Origin of the sequence: Moorena sp. SIO4E2, from assembly GCF_010671945.1 — a bacterium.
In the GTDB taxonomy this organism is placed as follows: domain Bacteria; phylum Cyanobacteriota; class Cyanobacteriia; order Cyanobacteriales; family Coleofasciculaceae; genus Moorena; species Moorena producens.
The window spans coordinates 46725-65541 of record NZ_JAAHIE010000001.1 but is presented as its reverse complement, the minus strand read 5'-3'; the positions used below and the strand labels follow the sequence as shown (position 1 = coordinate 65541).

Annotated in this window: 14 protein-coding genes; 8 read left to right on the top strand and 6 right to left on the bottom strand. The window is 44.5% G+C overall.

Features of this window, described 5'->3' with window-relative positions; genetic code table 11:
- Positions 1 to 37: 37 nt before the first annotated feature.
- The 3 genes from F6K37_RS00280 (at position 38) to folP (ending at position 4160) form a co-directional block, all read left to right on the top strand.
- The gene (locus tag F6K37_RS00280) at positions 38 to 2188 is read left to right on the top strand and encodes a polyribonucleotide nucleotidyltransferase (protein WP_008185716.1); all 2151 of its coding nucleotides are present in this window, start codon (positions 38 to 40) and stop codon (positions 2186 to 2188) included.
- A gap of 258 nt (positions 2189 to 2446) precedes the next feature.
- The gene (gene tpiA / locus F6K37_RS00275; RefSeq protein ID WP_071986895.1) at positions 2447 to 3172 is read left to right on the top strand and encodes a triose-phosphate isomerase; all 726 of its coding nucleotides are present in this window, start codon (positions 2447 to 2449) and stop codon (positions 3170 to 3172) included.
- A gap of 142 nt (positions 3173 to 3314) precedes the next feature.
- Positions 3315 to 4160 carry a dihydropteroate synthase gene (gene folP, locus F6K37_RS00270; protein WP_008185720.1) on the top strand — a complete coding sequence of 282 codons (846 nt, stop codon included), beginning with the start codon at positions 3315 to 3317 and terminating at the stop codon, positions 4158 to 4160.
- 264 nt (positions 4161 to 4424) lie between these two features.
- On the opposite strand, the gene F6K37_RS00265 is transcribed toward folP, so the two are convergent.
- The 3 genes from F6K37_RS00265 to F6K37_RS00255 all read right to left on the bottom strand — a co-directional run bounded on the left by F6K37_RS00265 (position 4425) and on the right by F6K37_RS00255 (position 6530).
- Positions 4425 to 5222 (bottom strand): SPFH domain-containing protein, encoded by a 798-nt coding sequence (locus F6K37_RS00265; RefSeq protein WP_008185722.1) that lies wholly within the window; start codon positions 5220 to 5222, stop codon positions 4425 to 4427.
- Positions 5223 to 5737: 515 nt separating this feature from the next.
- On the bottom strand, positions 5738 to 6343 hold the full coding sequence (locus F6K37_RS00260) for a DUF4340 domain-containing protein (protein WP_044493642.1): 606 nt from the start codon (positions 6341 to 6343) through the stop codon (positions 5738 to 5740).
- A 19-nt stretch (positions 6344 to 6362) separates the two neighbouring features.
- Positions 6363 to 6530: a hypothetical protein gene (locus tag F6K37_RS00255; protein ID WP_287247414.1), complete on the bottom strand. Its 168-nt coding sequence runs from the start codon at positions 6528 to 6530 to the stop codon at positions 6363 to 6365.
- 92 nt (positions 6531 to 6622) lie between these two features.
- Between F6K37_RS00255 and F6K37_RS00250 the strand changes: the two genes are divergently transcribed.
- Both F6K37_RS00250 and F6K37_RS00245 read left to right on the top strand, forming a co-directional pair.
- The gene (locus F6K37_RS00250) at positions 6623 to 8302 is read left to right on the top strand and encodes a S8 family serine peptidase (RefSeq protein ID WP_287247413.1); all 1680 of its coding nucleotides are present in this window, start codon (positions 6623 to 6625) and stop codon (positions 8300 to 8302) included.
- A 166-nt stretch (positions 8303 to 8468) separates the two neighbouring features.
- Complete coding sequence (locus F6K37_RS00245) at positions 8469 to 9755, top strand: tetratricopeptide repeat protein (protein WP_229419060.1); 1287 nt, start codon at positions 8469 to 8471, stop codon at positions 9753 to 9755.
- Between the two features lie 85 nt (positions 9756 to 9840).
- Here the strand turns inward: F6K37_RS00245 and F6K37_RS00240 are convergent, their stop codons facing one another.
- Entirely contained in the window at positions 9841 to 11076 is a 1236-nt protein-coding gene (locus tag F6K37_RS00240) for a methionine gamma-lyase family protein (RefSeq protein WP_044493645.1), read from the bottom strand.
- A gap of 89 nt (positions 11077 to 11165) precedes the next feature.
- Between F6K37_RS00240 and F6K37_RS00235 the strand changes: the two genes are divergently transcribed.
- A complete protein-coding gene (locus F6K37_RS00235; protein WP_008185731.1) occupies positions 11166 to 11987 on the top strand; it encodes an acyl-CoA desaturase in 822 nt (273 codons plus the stop codon).
- A gap of 333 nt (positions 11988 to 12320) precedes the next feature.
- The gene (gene rpaA, locus F6K37_RS00230; RefSeq protein ID WP_008185733.1) at positions 12321 to 13058 is read left to right on the top strand and encodes a two component system response regulator RpaA; all 738 of its coding nucleotides are present in this window, start codon (positions 12321 to 12323) and stop codon (positions 13056 to 13058) included.
- Between the two features lie 135 nt (positions 13059 to 13193).
- On the opposite strand, the gene chlP is transcribed toward rpaA, so the two are convergent.
- On the bottom strand, positions 13194 to 14429 hold the full coding sequence (gene chlP, locus F6K37_RS00225) for a geranylgeranyl reductase (protein WP_008185738.1): 1236 nt from the start codon (positions 14427 to 14429) through the stop codon (positions 13194 to 13196).
- Between the two features lie 368 nt (positions 14430 to 14797).
- On the bottom strand, positions 14798 to 16618 hold the full coding sequence (locus tag F6K37_RS00220) for a serine/threonine-protein kinase (protein ID WP_008185740.1): 1821 nt from the start codon (positions 16616 to 16618) through the stop codon (positions 14798 to 14800).
- A gap of 1173 nt (positions 16619 to 17791) precedes the next feature.
- Here F6K37_RS00220 and F6K37_RS00215 point away from each other — a divergent pair.
- A complete protein-coding gene (locus tag F6K37_RS00215; protein ID WP_008185744.1) occupies positions 17792 to 18790 on the top strand; it encodes a glycosyltransferase family 2 protein in 999 nt (332 codons plus the stop codon).
- The last annotated feature ends 27 nt before the right edge of the window (positions 18791 to 18817 follow it).

Genomic DNA, 18817 nt, shown 5'->3' with positions numbered 1-18817 from the left:
AGAACAGTGATCAAACAAAGAAGGAAAAAGTACCGAAATGGTAGAGATAGACAAGTCAATATCCTTTGATGGACGGGATATTAGACTCAAAGTAGGTCTGCTTGCCCCTCAATCTGGTGGTTCAGTAATGATACAGTCGGGGGATACAGCAGTTCTAGTGACAGCAACTCGTGCCCCTGGTCGAGAAGGGATTGATTTTCTACCCTTGGTGGTTGACTACGAAGAAAGACTCTACGCAGCAGGTCGGATTCCAGGTGGTTTCCTCAGGCGGGAAGGCCGTCCTCCAGAAAAAGTTATCCTAACTAGCCGTCTCATTGACCGTCCCTTACGTCCCTTATTTCCCAGTTGGCTACGAGATGATATACAGATTGTAGCAACTACCCTGTCTATGGATGAACAAGTACCGCCAGATGTTTTGGCAGTTACTGGTGCATCGATTGCTGTGTTGCAGGGCAGCATTCCCTTCTATGGACCAATGGCAGCTGTACGGGTAGGGTTACTCGGGGATGATTTTATGATTAATCCCACCTACAAGGAAATCGAAAATGGCGACTTGGACTTAGTCGTGGCTGGTTCCCCACAAGGGGTAATTATGGTAGAAGCCGGTGCCAATCAATTACCGGAACAAGATATAATCGAGGCCATCGATTTCGGCTACGAAGCGGTACAAGACTTGATCAAAGCCCAGCATGACCTGCTTGAGGAGTTGGGAATTGCAATAGTGATTGGCGAACCCCCAGCCGTAGACTCGAATCTAGAAGAATTTATTCGCGTCCGCGCCACTGACAAAATTAAAGGTGTCCTCTCGCAATTTGACCTGGACAAAAATGGTCGGGATGTTGCCTTAGATGAGATTAAAGACAGTGCTGTCAAAGCAGAAATTACCCAACTCAAAGAGGATGACCCGATCCGTGTAGCGGTTAATGAAAATAGCGCATTAGTCGATAAGCTGTTCAAAAGCCTCACCAAAAAACTGATGCGTACTCAGATTGTGGAAGAAGGGGTGCGCGTGGATGGTCGCAAGCTAGACCAAGTGCGTCCTGTCTCTTGTCAAACCAGTCTATTACCTCAGCGAGTTCATGGTAGCGCTTTGTTCAACCGAGGACTAACCCAAGTCCTATCCACGGTTACCTTGGGAACACCTGGAGATGCCCAAACTCTAGATGACCTTAACCCAGAAGATGAGAAGCGCTATCTGCACCACTACAATTTCCCACCCTTTTCTGTAGGGGAAGTCAAGCCATTGCGATCGCCCGGACGGCGTGAAATTGGTCACGGAGCCTTAGCCGAACGAGCATTAGTCCCCGTGTTGCCCCCTCAACACGAGTTTCCCTATGTGATCCGGGTAGTATCGGAAGTGCTCTCCTCCAATGGTTCCACCTCCATGGGCTCGGTTTGTGGTTCAACACTGGCCTTGATGGATTCAGGTGTACCGATTACCAAACCGGTTAGTGGTGCAGCCATGGGTTTGATCAAAGAAGGAGATGAAGTCCGCATTCTCACCGATATTCAAGGTATTGAAGACTTTTTGGGTGACATGGACTTCAAAGTCGCCGGTACCGATACTGGCATCACGGCTTTGCAAATGGACATGAAAATCACTGGTCTGTCCATGGATACCATAGCCCAGGCCATTGAGCAAGCCAAACCAGCCAGACTGCATATCCTAGAAAAGATGCTGGCGGTGATTGACACACCCTCCACAGACATGTCACCCTTTGCTCCTCGCCTCTTAACCATGAAGATCGATCCGGAGTTCATCGGTACAGTCATTGGTCCAGGGGGTAAGACAATTAAAGGAATTACCGAGCAAACTGGGGCAAAAATCGATATTGAAGATGACGGTACAGTTACCGTATCTGCTATGGATGGGGACAGAGCCACCAAAGCTATCAATATCATCCAAGGCTTAACCCGCAAGCTGCATGAAGGGGATGTCTATGTTGGTCGTGTCACCCGGATTATTCCCATTGGTGCCTTTGTGGAAATACTTCCTGGCAAAGAAGGTATGATTCACATTTCCCAACTAGCTGACTACCGAGTTGGCAAAGTGGAAGATGAGTTAGCGGTAGGAGATGAGGTAGTTGTCAAAATACGGGAAATTGACAACAAGGGTCGTCTTAATTTAACCCGTTTGAACATTCATCCGGACGAAGCTGCCGCAGCACGGGAAGCAGCAGCGTTATAACCTAGCTAGGCTAGCTAGATAATGGTGAAGCGTCAGGAGCAGGGAAGCTTCTCAAGACTATAGAGAACAGATGTAGAAGCCTCTGGGGAGTTGGGGGAATAAATTGACCCTACTCTGATGATGCTTCCCTGAACTTACCCTAGGAGTATCCTGTGATCAGGTCAGTGACCAGCAAAAGTTAAACATTTCTGAGATAGCCGTAAGTAAAAGCTTTACACTAAATAATGCATTATGGTTTAGAGATGATTTAGTTAAGCTGTGCGGAAAATTGTTATAGCTGGTAACTGGAAAATGTACAAAACTCAAGCGGAAACCGCTGAGTTTTTAAAGGGATTTTTGCCTGAGGTGGAGCAAACTCCCATAGAACGGGAGGTTGTTCTGTGTGGTCCCTTCACCGACTTGGGTGTGATGTCTGAGCATGTACAAAATACTCGTGTACAGATCGGGGCTCAGAATATCCACTGGGAAAATGCTGGAGCCTACACTGGTGAAATTGCTGGTGGGATGCTCAAGGAAATTGGTGTGCGCTATGTCATTGTTGGTCATAGTGAACGGCGTCAATACTTCGGCGAAACTGATGAAACCGTTAATAAACGCCTTCACGCTGCTCAGCGTCACGGTTTGATTCCGATTCTGTGTGTTGGGGAAACGAAAGCACAACGGGATGCTGGTGAAACAGAAGACATTATTAGCAAGCAGTTGGAAAAAGACCTAGTCAACGTTGACCAGCAAAATTTAGTGATTGCTTACGAACCAATCTGGGCAATTGGTACTGGAGACACTTGTGATGCATCAGAAGCGAATCGAATCATTGGATTAATTCGCTCCAAGCTAAAGGAAGCTAATGTCCCAATTCAATATGGTGGCTCCGTCAAACCCAAGAATATTGATGAAATTATGGCTCAATCAGAAATTGATGGAGTACTGGTGGGCGGAGCAAGCTTAGAACCTGCGAGCTTTGCCAGAATAGTCAATTATCAGTAGTTGTGATTAGTCATGGGCTAATTGTTAATTGTTAATTGTTAATTGTTAATTGTTAGTTAGCTTATTATTAGTTAGTTAATTGGTTAATTGGTTGATTGCAATGGGCAATTTTCAATTAGCAATTAGCCATGATCTATAAGCGATGGATAAAGGAAAATTAACCATCCAGAACTATTCTTTTGAGTGGGGCAAACGAACCTATATCATGGGTATCTTGAACGTTACCCCCGATAGTTTTAGTGATGGCGGAGAGTATTTTACCCCAGAAGCTGCCTTAAGGCAAGCTCAGGCTCTAGTAGATGCTGGTGCTGATATTATCGATATTGGTGGTCAATCCACTCGACCTGGTGCCGAGCAAATTTCCCTACCCGAAGAACTGAAACGAGTTGTGCCTGTGGTAAAGGCAATGGGTTCAGTGCTGAAGATACCGATTTCTGTCGATACCACTAGAGCATCTGTGGCTAAGGCTGCGGTAGAAGCTGGTGCCGATATGGTCAATGATATTTCCGGTGGCACATTTGACCCAGACATGTTGCCACTTGTAGGGCAATTGGGGGTACCAATTGTCTTAATGCATATCCGAGGCACCCCGGTTTCCATGCAAAAATTAACTGATTATCAAGACTTAATTGGAGAAATCTATAGCTTTCTGGAGGAGCGGGTAACTGCGGCAACCGCAGCAGGAATTAAGCGATCGCATATTATTATTGACCCAGGCATTGGTTTTGCCAAAACCGCTGAGCAAAGTGTAGAGATTCTGCGGCAACTGCCTAGGTTTGATGCCCTCGGTCTACCGATGTTAATAGGAGTATCTCGCAAAAGCTTTATTGGACGCATCATCAATCAACCAGACCCCAAGGGTCGAATTTGGGGAACTGCTGCGGCTTGTTGTAGTGCCATTGCCGGTTCAGCAGACATCCTGCGGGTACACGATGTTGACCAGCTCCGTGATGTCTGCCGTGTTGCTGATGCGATTTGGCGTGTTTAAGTATTCAGCATTCAGCTATCAGCATTCAGTTATCAGCATTCAGCTTTTGAATAAAAGAGGTAAGCATTGGTTTAATCTCTGTTACGTTTGCTGACAGCTTACAGCTGACAGCTAAATGCTTTGATGGGCTTTTCCCGAGAGTTTCAATTCTCATTAATCTCGAACTATTAAATTCTCCCATTCGAGGTTTATTTTAAGCTGACCGCTGACCGCTGACCGCTGACCGCTGACCGCTGACCGCTGAATTATTACATTGTTATTGCCCTAATTACTCTCGCCCACAGATTCAGTTTGAAGCAAATCAGTCATGGCTTCGCTCAGTGCTTTTGGATCCATAAAGACGACTTTAGAATTGTTGCTTTCACTTAATTTTTCATTAGCTTCTACATAGCGTTGAGCAATCAGGAACTGTAGGACTTTCTGAGTATTAGCTTGCTCTTGAAGAGCTTTGGAGATCATTTGGATCGACTCCACTGTACCTTCAGCCTGTAAAATTTTGGCTTGTTTCTCACTCTTAGCAGCTCGTTCCTTCTCTAGGGCATCGATAATAGTCTGGGGTGGTTTAATCTCTTGCACCTCAACCCGCATCACCTTGACTCCCCAATCAGCAGAGGCATCATCTAATTGTTGCAATAAGTTCTGATTGATTCTGTCTCGGGAGGCATAAGTCTCGTCTAATTCCATCTGACCAATGGTAGAACGCAGAGTGGTCATGACTAAATTTTCAATCGCCTCATGAACATTATCTACAGCATAAAAAGCTTTGTACATATCTAAAATTTGCCAATACACGATCGCATCGACTTCTACCTGAACGTTATCTTTGGTGATTGCCTGCTGGGGTTCAATGTCCAAAATCTGCTCACGGGTACTCTCTTCTACGGCAATCTTGTCTATAAACGGAACTACATTGTAGTTAAGACCAGGGTCTAGTTTTTTACGATACTTACCAAAACGTTCTACTAGAGCTTCATTTCCCTCTTGGACAACTTTTGTCGTACCTACGGTGTAGCCAAAGGCTACTAAAATAATTGGGGCGAGTATGCTAAGAAGAATATCCATAGTGTTTTAGATCCTGTTAGAAGATTAATCAATTCACGCTTTGCTGCGGCTAGCATTTCCTAGAAATAACTTTATCAATAGAAGAGCACAAAATGTGTGTATAGATAACTTTCACTCTAGCCACCCCTGGGTTGAGTGTCAAAGCTGTTATCAACACTACGGGGAAGCTAACTTCTGTGGATGAGGGGTATTCCCCTCACCATTCCCCTAACCTATACTTAGAAACTGAGAACACAACAGAGGGAAGATCCGCAACAACTAAAAAAGTAGGTTATCAAAGTAGATTTAGTTTAAGCATTCAGCCGTGAGCCATTCGCGAACGCGAATGGCCTTGGCTCACGCTACTTGAGGTGCCGTCAGTGCTCAGTAGTCAGCTGATTTTATTCAAAAGCACCGATTGCGCTACGCGCACGCTGCGCCAACAGTAGCCTGGCCATTCCCGTAGCGTGGCCTTTGGCTGATAGCTGATACGCGACACGCTGATACGCGACACGCTGAATGCTTACAATTTCGTACTAGTCAGTTTTTTCAGCAGCAGATGGCTTGTCTTCTTCAGCCTTGTCCTGATTAACCAGCCATTCTGAGAGGGGGCGTGAGACAGCATACTGAAAGTCCACTGGCACTAACAGCACCTGCAACTGCTCAGATTTGGAATCCAGTGGTAGGACTTGAGCATATAGGAAACTGCGAGTAAAGTCCAAGTTGCCTAAGATCAGCTTCGGACTGTCCTGATTTTTCAGTTTCACTGTTATAGTTGCTGAGGGCTTGTCTAATCCATACTCTGGAAGTTGGTCAGGGCTAACCGTAAGAATGCGATCGCTTTTGCCCTGAGCCAGCAAGTTCAACAAAAAGGAAACAACCGCATCACTAGCTGTCGCCTCTTTGGGCTTTTTCATCCGCCAACCCGATTCTGGCTCACTGGCTCGCTCGAATACTAAGGTCTTGTCATCACTATTAACAGTAAACGATTGAATCTCGTCTTCAGTGAAATTAAATATCGGTTTTTTATTAATTTTAGCAGCTTCTCGCTTTTCAGAACCCTGAATTTCATAAATATATACACCTCCCCCCAGGAGGATGGCACAAATGACTAAAATCAGAGTTGTCCTTTGTAGTTTCATCAGTTTAAACTGCATCGATCTAAACACAGCTTAATACGTTATAGCGGTTCTCAATTGGGTGAGGTACACCTCCCTTGGGAGTAGGGAGTAGGGAGTAGGGAGTAGGGAACAGGGAACAGCGGATCTGGGAACAGCGGATCTGGGAACAGCGGATCTGGGAACAGGGAAAAAATCTTGTGTAGTTCACAATTATGAGAAACGCTATAGCTAGATCTAGCTAAGTCTTTGGGAGATTGCTAAGTAGTCGGAGATCAATAAACGCGCTCTGTGTAAACAATTATGAAAATTCCGATCCAAAAAACACTGGTATGGCTATTGGGTGGTTTAGGTATCTCAGGGGTAATCGCGCCAGCCTTGGGATTAGATACATCAATCTCAGAAGCTGGTATTAATGTCTATCGGTTACACCAACCTCCCTATAATTTAACCGGTCGCAAAATTGCCATTGGGCAAGTGGAAATTGGTAGACCTGGATTATTTGGTAAGGATAAGGCCGCTATCAAGAATCGGACAGTAACTCCTGCGGGAGTATTTTATCGCAACACCCCCGCAAAACCGAATACCCATGTTGATGAACATGCGGCTATGGTAGCAGCTGTGATGATTAGTCGAGACAAAGCCTTTCGGGGAGTAGCACCTGGGGCAAAACTCTACGCTTCAGCAGTTGGCTCCCTGTCTAGGAGTGGACAACCAGAAGAGTGCCTGTCGGCTCAGCATATTGCTCAGCAAAATGGCTCAGATCTACGGGCAATTAATTTTAGTTTTGGTGAATCCCTACAGCGGGACCCGAGGGAGGAAGCGGTGCTGGATGGCAATGCGCTGTTAACTCTATGTATCGATTGGTCAGCTAGGGTGCATGATGTCTTGTATGTGATTGCTGGCAACCAAGGCAAAGGGGGCATTCCGATCCCCACAGATAATTTTAATGGTATCAATGCAGCATACACAGCCAAGCGTCAGGGAGTTTTTAATAAGGTAGACTTTGCTAACTTGAGTGCTTTACCAGTTGGTATTGGTCGTCGTCTGATTCGGCAAGAAATTAATGTTGGTTCTCGCCGCTCGATTAATTTGGTAGCTCCTGGCAACAAGATATCGTTGTATGACCTCAAAGGTAAAGTGACTAAGGTCAGTGGTACCAGTTTTGCTGCTCCCCATATCACTGGTGTTGTAGCATTGCTACAGGAATTTGGTGATTCCGCTTTGCGCAAGCTGCGCTCAAGACAACAAAAACTATTCTTGATGCAGTCCCTCAGAGCGGAAACCCCCAATACCGGGCTGCATCGCTTGTGGATGAATTGGAGTACAGATTCCCGACGCCATGAAGTAATGAAGGCAGTGTTGCTTAATTCTGCTGACAAAATTCAAGATCTCGGTGATGGGATGCTACTAGGCATGAGCCGCACGATTCGGGCAAAGGATAATCACCACTGGTTAGAGTCTGATGCTTACCAAGACCCCAAAATTCCTCTGGATATGCAGATGGGGACAGGACATCTAAATGGGTTTCGAGCTTACCAGCAATTTAAACTCGGCCAATGGAGTCCCAGTGGCATTGGAGTGCCACCAGTGGGTTGGGATTACCGTACTGTGGAGAAATCATCTGATCGGGACTATGTGTTAACAAAACCCTTAGCAGAAGGAAGTTTTATCTCTTTAACTCTGGCTTGGGACCGTTTGGTAGAGTTAGAGGATGACAATAATAATGATGCTTATGATCTTGGGGAGAGTTTTAGCGATCGCGGTTTGAATAATCTTGACCTCTATTTAATGCCAGTCGGAGAAGAGGACATTACCAAAAGTGTCTGTGCTTCTATCAGTGAAGCGGATGCTGTGGAACATATTTTCTGCCAAGTCCCTGCTCAGGGTCGCTATAAAATTCGGGTTCAGTATCAACAACAGGTTAATCAGCCGTCTCAAGCTTATGCTTTAGCTTGGTGGACAGTTCCAGATCCCAAATGATAGGCAACAGAGGCAAGAGGGCTAAGCTGCTAGCTTTGAGCAAAAACTTGGCTCGAAAAATAAAAACTTGATTGGGGATTCATCCCATGGTGCCCTTACGGGTCAGATCTCAAGATTGAAGGCGCTAGAAGCTAAAGTTACAATCTAGCTAAAGTAGGAATGGTAGTTGATTCACAATAGAGTTGGAATGGAGGAAGAGTTTTACTACCGAGGAATAGATAAAATTCGTCAAGGAGACTTGAACGAAGCAATCGAGGAATTTGACAAAGCCTTAGAGATTAATCCGAACTTCGCCGAAGCCTACTATAAACGAGCTATGGCTCGCTTTGACTTAGGGGATCAACAAGGCGCGCTTGCCGATTATACTCAGGCTTTACAAATCAATTCTGAAAGTATTGAAGTTTATTTCGGGCGGGGTTTGGCTCGATTGGCACTGGGAGATGCCACTGGAGCAATAGAAGATGCCAATCAAATACTTAAGATTAATCCTAATCAGCCTGCAGCTTGTAAGCTTCAAGGTAGTGCCTACCGTAAGTTAGGAGATAATCAGGCTGCGATCGCATCATTTAAACAAGCAGCTCAGCTCTACCTAGACCAACAAGATAAATTAAATTGTCGTCGTTGTCTTGAGAGTATCAATCAAATTCAACAACAGCAAATACTAGCTTTAGGTCGAGCCCAGACTAACGATTTTTGCCATCAAGCAATAAATAAAGTTAACACAGGCAAGTACCGAGAAGCCTTAGAGGATTTCAACTGGCTCCTTGAGGTTGACCCCAAAAATGCCCAAGCTTATTGCTATCGAGGTATTGTTCACTGCAAACTCGGTGATTACAGGAGAGCCATTCAAGACCTTGGTCAAGCTATGGAACTAAATCCCCAAGATGCTCAGGTTCGTTACCATCGAGGATTAGTACGAATTGAATTGGGAGATTACCGGGGAGCTATTGATGACTTGACCAAGTTACTACAAAGTAATCCGGAAAATCGGGACGTCTTAATCCATCGGGGTAATGCCTATATCCAGATGGGAGACTATCGCCAAGCCATCGAAGATTATTCCCGAGTTATTACTCTTAAACCCAATGATGCTCAATCATATCGTTATCGGGCAACCGCTCGTGAAAAGTTTGAAGATCTACGGGGAGCATTTGAAGATTATCAACAAGCGGCAAACCTGTATTTCGATCAACAAGACTGGACTAATTATCGGAAACTGCTCGATAAACTCAAACAGCTACAGCCATTACAACTGACCGAGGGGTCGAGCAATCGAGAATCACAAGCACCATCAAATATCAAACCTAGTAGGGAGTTGCAACAAAGACTACTAAGACTGGTAGGAGGACAATCCGATATCGCCACACGCCTACTTGACTTGGCTAAGGGAAAATACCCAGGGATGCCAGAAAAATGGTATTGGGAGAAGGTGATCAAGGATTTAGAACGATAGCGCTATAATAATTGAAATATTGATAAAACTAGCGACAATTAATCATTCAGCTTATGCGCTACAGATGGTGCTACTTGAGGTGCTATCAGCTATCAGCTGTTGCGATTGCTTCAATGGCAGCTTCTAATGCGATCGCAATATGAGTCCAATGGGTTCCTCCCTGACAAAACACAATATAAGGCTCCTTAAGCGGACCATCGGCAGAAAATTCTGACGTACTGCCATCAATAAAAGTCCCCCCAGCCATCACTAACTGACTCTCATAACCCGGCATTGCGGCTGGGACAGGGTCGAGGTAGGAACCTATCGGAGAATGCTGTTGTATCCCTCGACAGAAAGCGATTAATTTTTCCGCTGAACCCAACTCAACTGCTTGAATTACATCCCGACGGGGTACCATCGGTGGGGGATTGACAGGATAACCAAGTTGTGCTATAGTATGAGCGATTAAATGACTCCCTTTGAGGGCTTCACCAACCATTTGGGGAGCTAGGAATAATCCTTGAAACAGCAATCGATTTTGATCGAAAGTCGCCCCACCTGAACTACCAATCCCTGGAGCAGTCAGACGACAGGTCGCCGCTTCAACTAAGTCAGCTTTTCCAGCGACATAGCCTCCAGCAGTAGCAATCGTTCCCCCAGGATTTTTAATCAAGGAACCCGCCATCAAATCTGCTCCTACTGCTGTCGGTTCTTGTTCTTCTACAAATTCCCCGTAACAGTTATCCACAAAACAGATAGTATCAGGATTTTGTTGTTTGACAAGCTTGACAATTTTTTCTATTTCTGATATTGAAAGACTCTTTCGCCAAGAATACCCACAGGAACGCTGAATGAACACCAGGCGGGTATTCTCTCCTACCGCTGTTGCCAAGGCTGACCAATCTAAACTTCCCTCACTAGTTAGGGACAACTGGCGGTAACGAATCCCAAATTCTATTAGGGAACCTTGACCATCACCCCGTAAACCAATCACCTCTTCCAAGGTATCGTAAGGGGCACCGGCAATCGCTAGCATTTCATCTCCAGGACGCAATACCCCAAACAGGCAAGATGCGATCGCATGGGTTCCGGAAACAAATTGTACCCGTACAGCTGCAGATTCAGCTCCCATGACATCAGCAAACACCATGTCGAGAGTTTTGCGTCCTAAATCATCATGTCCATAGCCCGAAACACCAGCAAAGTGATGGACTCCTACACGATGTACTCGAAAAGAATCCAGTACCTTTTTGAGATTTTGCTTGACGGCGGTGTCAATACCATAAAAGATCGGAAATAGTGCTTTTTCTGCTGCTTGCAGCCGTTGAGAGCTGTTGATTCCCAAAATTCGCGCCTCGAAATTTTAGATCAAAATTTTAGATCAAAGAGAGCGGGTTATGACAATTTGTATCCTATTAGACTTACTGCATGACAATTGCTACTTCAGATAATCTTCGTTTAGATTGGGTCGTTATTACCTATATGGCCTTTATTCACCTAGCAGCCCTGTTTGCCTTACTTCCGAGCAACTTTAACTGGACAGCAGTGGGCTTAATGATCTTTTTCCACTGGGTGACAGGGGGCTTGGGGGTAACTCTGGGATGGCATCGCTTAGTGACCCACCGCAGTTTTCAGACACCCAAGTGGTTAGAATACTTCCTAGTTTTGTGTGGTACCATTTCCTGTCAAGGAGGAGTGATCGATTGGGTAGGACTACATCGCATCCATCATTTGCACTCTGACACCCAACCGGATCCCCATGACTCCCATCAAGGGTTTTGGTGGAGTCACATGGCTTGGATGTTGCATAAAATTCCTGCTGATGAGCAAATTTCTAAATTCACTAAAGATATTTCTGGAGATCGGGTTTATCAGTTTTTGGATAAGTATTTTGTGCTTGTTCAAGTGGTTCTAGGACTGTTGCTGTATGCCATGGGTGGCTGGCCATTTGTAGTGTGGGGGATTTTTGTGCGGCTAGTACTGGTGTTTCACTGTACCTGGTTTGTCAACAGTGCTACTCACAAATTTGGTTATCGCACCTATGAGTCTAATGATTGCTCAAAAAACTGCTGGTGGGTAGCCCTACTAACCTATGGCGAAGGCTGGCACAACAATCACCATGCTTATCAGTATTCTGCAAGGCATGGCATTAAATGGTGGGAAATTGACCTGACTTGGATGACGATTCAGTTCCTACAACAGCTGGGTTTAGCCAAAAACGTGAAACTGATTAGTCCTGAACAGACATAAGTTTCCCTAGGGTAGTACCTTGAGTGCTACCCTGCCAGTTGCCGAGCGGCTTCAGTTCTGAGGGCGGCTTAGTTGTAAAACCTCCTGAGCAGCAGAGTATACTCCGGTTTCCAAAGTGCAAGCACCATGGATTTATCCTGTCTACTTCAGGACTTATGACTCTAGCACTGAGGCTTAGGGAGTTTCTGGTAAAATTATAAAATATTAAAAATTCTTAGCTTTTGTTTACAAAAAACGTAAAGTCTGCCTTTATAATCGTATAAGTATTGTTACTAATCTCAAATTGTTCTTATCGAACGTTAACGGATACACCTTAGCAACAACTCCTTAGTGATGCCCCGGATACTGGTCATCGATGACGACCCCGCAATTTCAGAATTAGTCACCATCAATTTGGAGATGGCTGGCTACGATGTTAGTCAAGCAATGGATGGCATCAAGGGTCAGGCTCTAGCTCTGCAACTGCAGCCAGACCTGATTATGTTAGACTTGATGCTACCCAAGGTAGATGGTTTCACCGTCTGCCAACGGTTACGTCGGGATGAACGCACTTCCGATATTCCAGTATTGATGTTGACTGCCCTAGGTCAAACCCAAGACAAGGTAGAAGGCTTTAATGCTGGTGCCGATGATTATCTCACCAAACCCTTTGAACTCGAAGAAATGCTGGCGCGAGTGCGAGCATTACTACGGCGCACAGACCGAATTCCCCAAGCTGCTAAGCATACGGAAATACTGAACTATGGTCCTTTGACCCTAGTTCCAGAAAGGTTTGAGGCGATTTGGTTTGATAAAACCGTGAAACTGACCCATCTGGAGTTTGAACTACTGCACTGTTTACTGCAGCGCCATGGTCAAACTGTTTCTCCGAGCGAAATCCTTAAAGAAGTTTGGGGGTATGACCCTGACGATGATATCGAAACCATTCGAGTGCATATTCGTCACCTGAGAACCAAGCTAGAACCTGATCCCCGCCATCCTAAGTACATCAAAACCGTTTATGGAGCAGGTTATTGCTTAGAGTTACCCAATACAGAAAAGACCCTAGAAGTGACTTCGGCGACTGCCTAGGATGAAATTGGTAATGTCAGAGGTACTACAAATCTACCTTCTTAAGCTAGAGTGGAAAGCCCCCGCCCTTAAGCCGGGGGTAAGCTTTCTCACCGTTAGTCAGTTGGCTAATTCTGATCAAAAATTGATCAAGTTCTAGGGAGCCAAGGCATTGCCCCGCAACAAGCTACCAATTGTCTTCGCTGTAATCTTCATTTGGATAAGAGGATTAGCAGGTACAACGGTTTTATAGAGATAGCTATCGAAAGTCAGCCGCTGCACATCCTTGTCAGCACACATCTCTACAAAGGCTTCTCGGCTAGCATCGGAGTTATAGAAAACTCGTTGTAGAATATCTAGGACTTTGTAGGTCATGCCGTATTTCTTATCCCAGCGCTTCAGGTAAAGCTTGAGGTCACTCTCTGTGGGGATACGGCTACCGCCATTAGAGGTTTCCACAATGGTTTCAGCACACATGCGAGCTGATTTAGCCGCAAAGTAAATCCCTTCCCCAGAGGATTTAGTTACTGTTCCAGCAGCATCACCTACCAAAGCTACCCGACCAACTACACGTCTAGGTCTGGGATGCTCAGGAATCGGATGGGCTTCCACTTTGATAATTTTTCCACCCACAAGTTTTTTAGCCGCACGGGCGCGAATCCCTGCTTGTAGCTTTTTGATCAGGGATTGGTTGACCCTCATAGTGCCGGTGCCAACAGCAACGTGGTCGTATTTAGGGAAGACCCAGGCGTAGAAATCAGGAGAGACATCATTACCCACATACATTTCTGCCAGGTCTTGGTAGTAATTCATCATGTTCTCTGGCAAACTGATGCGCTCTTGGAAAGCGATCGCATAATTGTAATCCCCAGCATCAATTGCTTTGGCAACCCGGGAATTTGCCCCATCAGCTCCAATCACCACATCTACTTTCAAGGTTTTGTGGGTTCCCTTGACACTGCCATCAGAATGGTCAGAATAATAGATGGTATAGGGTTGAGAGTTACTGGTGGGAATATCGAGTTTATAAACGGTGCCATTAATTAAGTTAGCCCCCAACTCAGCCGCACGATTGCGCATGAACCCATCAAGCACCTCGCGACGGCACATCCCAATATATTCGTTTTCCTTTTCTATATGGATATCAACTTCAAGATCAGACGGTGAGATCATCTTCATGTTTCTCACTTGCCGGTCAATAATTTCTGGTGGCAGGTCAAACTCACTCACCATACATAGTGGAATCGCACCACCACAGGGCTTAGCATTGTCCAGCTTACGCTCAAACAAATAGGTTTCGATTCCTGCTTTAGCTAACGTCTCGGCAGCAGAAGAACCTGCTGGTCCCGAACCAACTACTGCAACCCTTAGTGCTGGCATGTTTTCTCCCATGGTTTTTTAAGCTACGCAATGCATACTATCATGGACTTTCCTGTGATCTGAAGCTTCCCTAATATTTGGGGTCAAGTTGCAATACACCTTAACAAAAGTTCGTCACATTACTTAACAATTACAGCGGTGATTGGTCATTTTCATCGTTACCGATTAATTGTTAAGATTAATTATTAATTATTAATTATTGTGTAATTTTTAGTAATTGTTATTGTTAATGGTTAATTCTTAATTAGACCGAGCTTAGACCTGTTGGGAAATAAGAGAAAATATCGATAGTGTAGGCAAATCGGTAAAGTAATACCAATTCCTCAAAGTAGGACTACAGATGCAGATGATCCGAGAGTCGAGTTTTGGAACTACTGAATTTAGCGTTGCAGTTTCTTCCGTGCCTGCTGACGTAGCTTCAGGGCATTCCGGTGGTTAGGTTCAATCTGGAGTGCCTTATTTAAAGAAGTGATTGCCTGATTAAAGCGTCCTAGTGTCATCTGAGCTTCCCCCTTAGTCATCCAAGCCTCTGCCAAATTTCGTTGAAGTGCGATCGCTTTCTCCAAAGCCGTAATCGCCTCAACAGAACGACCCAACTTTTGGAGGGTTATTCCCTGTGAAAGCCAAGCTTCCGTTAAATCTGGCTTGAGAGTAAGGGCTTGGTTATAGAGTCTAAGGGCTTCTACAGACCTTTGCTGTTGGTCAAAGGCTTGACCAAGGCTCCACACAGCTTCTGGATAGTTAGGTTTGAAATGTAAGGCATCATTACAAGCAACAATTGCCATCTCCGGCTTTTGGAGTTTATTCAGACTGTAGCATCTGCCCCAATAGGCTTCCGCAAAATCGGCTTTTTTAGCGATCGCTTGGTCGTATAGTTTGAGAGCTTCCTGGTACTGTCGAGATTTCCGCAACTGCTCAGCTTCCTCTAAAAATTGCTCTTCTGTAACCGTAGCCTCAGTCTTATAGTCAGTCTTATAGTCAGTCTTATAGTCAGTCTTATAGTCAGTCTTATAGTCAGTATTTTCACCAGTCGGTTGAGCAGATAGAAAAGTTTTCCACAGCAGCAAGCTGACCCCCAAGATAGTTATCGATACAGTAATTAACCCCAACTTCACCAATCGTTGCGGAATAGATACTGTTGTCAAGTTAGTTGCTGAACCTCTCGAATGTTCGGTGAGGTCAAGTTGAGGCGTAGTTCTACTTTGACTCCTGGTCATCATTGACGAGTGGACTGTAGTTTTTGGTAGGTTCCTAATGTCGGGAATTGGGAGTTCCATCCCAGACTGGCTTTCCCTGGTAATTTCCTGAGTAGGGATTTCTTCCTCAGCTTCAGACAACAGTTGCTGTGTTGGTAAACTAGCCAATACCTCTAGAGCGTCAGTTGCTGTCCGATAACGGTCACGGAAATCATAGCGCACCATAATGTCAAGAATATGGGCCAACTCTGGGCTAACCTGCTTTGCGTAGTGTTGCCAATCAATTTCACTAGTTATGGGATTTTCCTTCAAGTTTTTGGGATGAACCCCAGTTAATGCCTGGATACCAACCATCCCGACAGCATAGATATCACTGCTAAAGCGGGGCTTTCCTGCCAATTGCTCATGGGGCATATAGCCCTGGGTGCCTATAGAAACCGTTAAATGAGTTTCCCCGGTTTCAGGATTAATCTTTTGGCTACTGACTTGCTTAACAGCACCAAAGTCAATCAGCACGATTTTCTCGTCCCCTTGGCGGCGGATCAGGTTAGAGGGCTTAATATCCCGGTGGATAATCTGTTGTTGATGAACAAAGGCCAATACCTGTAGAATGTCTGTTAATAAAGCAATAACTCGCTCTTGTGAACACGGATCACCCTGGACAAGTTCTCGATTCAAAGGTTGTCCTTCAATCAATTCCTGAACCAGATAAAACTGCTGATCTTCCTCAAAATGTGCTAGTAGGCGAGGGATCTGGTCATGATTACCTAGCTGGTAGAGAAATCGAGCTTCTCTATCGAAAAGGCGTCTTGCCATTTGCAGCGTTGCCGTCTGTTCGGTTTGGGGCAAAAGATGTTTAACCACACATCGGGGTTGATTTGGCAAATGTATATCTTGTGCCAGGAACGTTCGACCAAACCCACCAGATCCCAGTTGGTTGATAATTTTGTAGCGTCCGCCTACTAGGGCTTTTGCAGGTTTTGTCTGTGCAGATAAGCGGCTCATCGAGGGGTTAGTGATGACTACCTAATTATGATTCCAAATTCAGTAAATATACCATTGATTTGGATCCTAAAGCCAGTTATACCACAAAGAAAGTTAACATTACCAGTTGTTTAATTAACCCTCAACTCCCTCGTCTTGGTGCCCGTTCACGCTTAGCTTTTAAAAAGCGCAGGGTCCCACGGCAACATTAACTTTTTCCTTGACTATCGGACATTAAGAGACTTGTCCCTTAATCAGCTCAACTAACGATAAGTGACTCAAATGAGGGAGTAAGCTGTCACCCATTGAAATTGTGCATGGGGCTGATGGTCAGATGGTCAGATGGCGAGATAGTCAGAGGGTAGACCGGCTTTTGCAGAAGTGGCTCGGACTGAAATTTCAATAGACATCTGCGGAAAATACTCAATACCTCTGTGCAACTGCCTGTAAAAACGCGATCGCCAATTTCAATTACGAGTCAGTTTCTAGCTCAAAATAGGTAGTTGAGCTAATTGATGTTAATAAATCGGCCTTTTTACGAGGGTTATACTCATTGTTTATTTCGACAAAAAAAGTAATCAATTATTATAACGCCATTATATTGGGGGTATTAGTGCCCCAAATCTTAATCTCACTAACCCCAAAATACTGCTAATTATATTTTCATACTTCCTGGGATTCTTTATCGATGATGTTTTGACAAACAAACATCAGATGCACCCATCACCAAGCAAGATGCGCTGCTCTACATGGATTTGAAATTGACCATAGCTGAACAAAATCCCATCAGAGTGCATAATACCCATAAGACCAGTATTAAACCAGCCTTAAAACCCCCTACCCCCTTTTAAAATTACCAATTCATCGAGTATGCTATGGCTATACCCTTTTGTCAGGATAGTAGCTTGGCCGCAAAACAAGCGGTTGCTTAGGTCTACTTTCTGAGATCTTCTTCCAGAAGTGGTACAAAAGCGTACAAAGTACGGCTGGCTATCGCCTTTTGGCTCTTAGCTCAGAGATTCTCTCTGGGATGATGTATGTCAGTCGATAAAATCATTACCTGAAACGAGTATTTTCCGACCAGACGTTTATAGGACCAGACCTTTGTAACTTGATCCAAGACTACCAACCGGATAATGCCAACAAATTTTGGTCATTACTGACTTTTAAACTATGGTATAAATAATTTATTTCATGAATACATCTGTCTCAGTAGTTATCACCACCTTTAATAAAGCCCAGTACCTCGAACAATCAGTAAAGAGTGTACTAGCGCAAACATTTTCCCAGATTGAATGCATTATTGTCGATGATGGCTCTACCGATAATACCCGCCAAGTTGCTGATCAGTTAGTCCACTACCACCCAGAGATACAGTACTTTTATAAAGACAATGGAGGGGTATCGTCTGCTCGTAATTTTGGCGCTGATAAAGCCACTGGAGAATGGATTCAATTCTTAGATGCTGATGATTGGATTCATGAAGATAAAATCAGATTTCAATTGAGCTGTTTAGAGGGAACTGGTGATAATGTAGTATTTTACTCCGACTATGAACGGGTCTATGTTGATCAAAACGAAAACATTATTGAAACCAAGCCTCATGTTGTTGGTGCTCTCACCAAAGAACAGCTCATCGAACGACTGCTAATTTGTCCAGATTTTCTGGCAGATTCTCCTTTTCCCTTGTTACAGCAATCGATGCTGTTCAAGAAAAAACTCTTAGACCAGAGAAATTTTGATACTCGCCTGAAAGCCTGTGAGGATCGAGAATGGGTATTAGAACTTCTGCAACGGAACGTCAGATTCGTCCATACTCCAATCATCGGAGCCTATTATAGAAAACACCGCTTCAATCTCACCGATAATAGCTCACTGATGCGGGAGTCTTACATTAAGTATTTTGAAATTGTCTTGACAAATCACCAAAAATTAGTTAGCTTATGCCAGAAAAGTATTAAGTATTTGATAGAAAAAAGTTTTGAGGAAAAAGACCAGGAAAGTTTTACCAGATTAGCTAAATTAGTGGAATTACCAGTAGATCTGCTCAATGGCAAAATTAAAGTTAATCATCGTTGGTTATTAAATTTACTCTATTGGCTCAGAACGATGATACCAAACTTTTTACTATACGAAAGATACCGAGGTCCCCGTTCTCGTAAACTTTTATCCATCATTAGCCGTCGGTCTTAGCATAAACTGGGATAAAAGTCCCGTTCC

Bases quoted from the DNA above. Each gene is read 5' to 3' on its own strand.
- F6K37_RS00215 (WP_008185744.1), top strand. From the start codon at position 17,792: ATGAATACATCTGTCTCAGTAGTTATCACCACCTTTAATAAAGCCCAG.
- F6K37_RS00280 (WP_008185716.1), top strand. From the start codon at position 38: ATGGTAGAGATAGACAAGTCAATATCCTTTGATGGACGGGATATTAGA.
- rpaA (WP_008185733.1), top strand. From the start codon at position 12,321: ATGCCCCGGATACTGGTCATCGATGACGACCCCGCAATTTCAGAATTA.
- chlP (WP_008185738.1), bottom strand. From the start codon at position 14,429: ATGGGAGAAAACATGCCAGCACTAAGGGTTGCAGTAGTTGGTTCGGGA.
- F6K37_RS00250 (WP_287247413.1), top strand. From the start codon at position 6,623: ATGAAAATTCCGATCCAAAAAACACTGGTATGGCTATTGGGTGGTTTA.
- F6K37_RS00220 (WP_008185740.1), bottom strand. From the start codon at position 16,618: ATGAGCCGCTTATCTGCACAGACAAAACCTGCAAAAGCCCTAGTAGGC.
- F6K37_RS00260 (WP_044493642.1), bottom strand. From the start codon at position 6,343: ATGAAACTACAAAGGACAACTCTGATTTTAGTCATTTGTGCCATCCTC.
- folP (WP_008185720.1), top strand. From the start codon at position 3,315: ATGGATAAAGGAAAATTAACCATCCAGAACTATTCTTTTGAGTGGGGC.
- F6K37_RS00235 (WP_008185731.1), top strand. From the start codon at position 11,166: ATGACAATTGCTACTTCAGATAATCTTCGTTTAGATTGGGTCGTTATT.
- F6K37_RS00265 (WP_008185722.1), bottom strand. From the start codon at position 5,222: ATGGATATTCTTCTTAGCATACTCGCCCCAATTATTTTAGTAGCCTTT.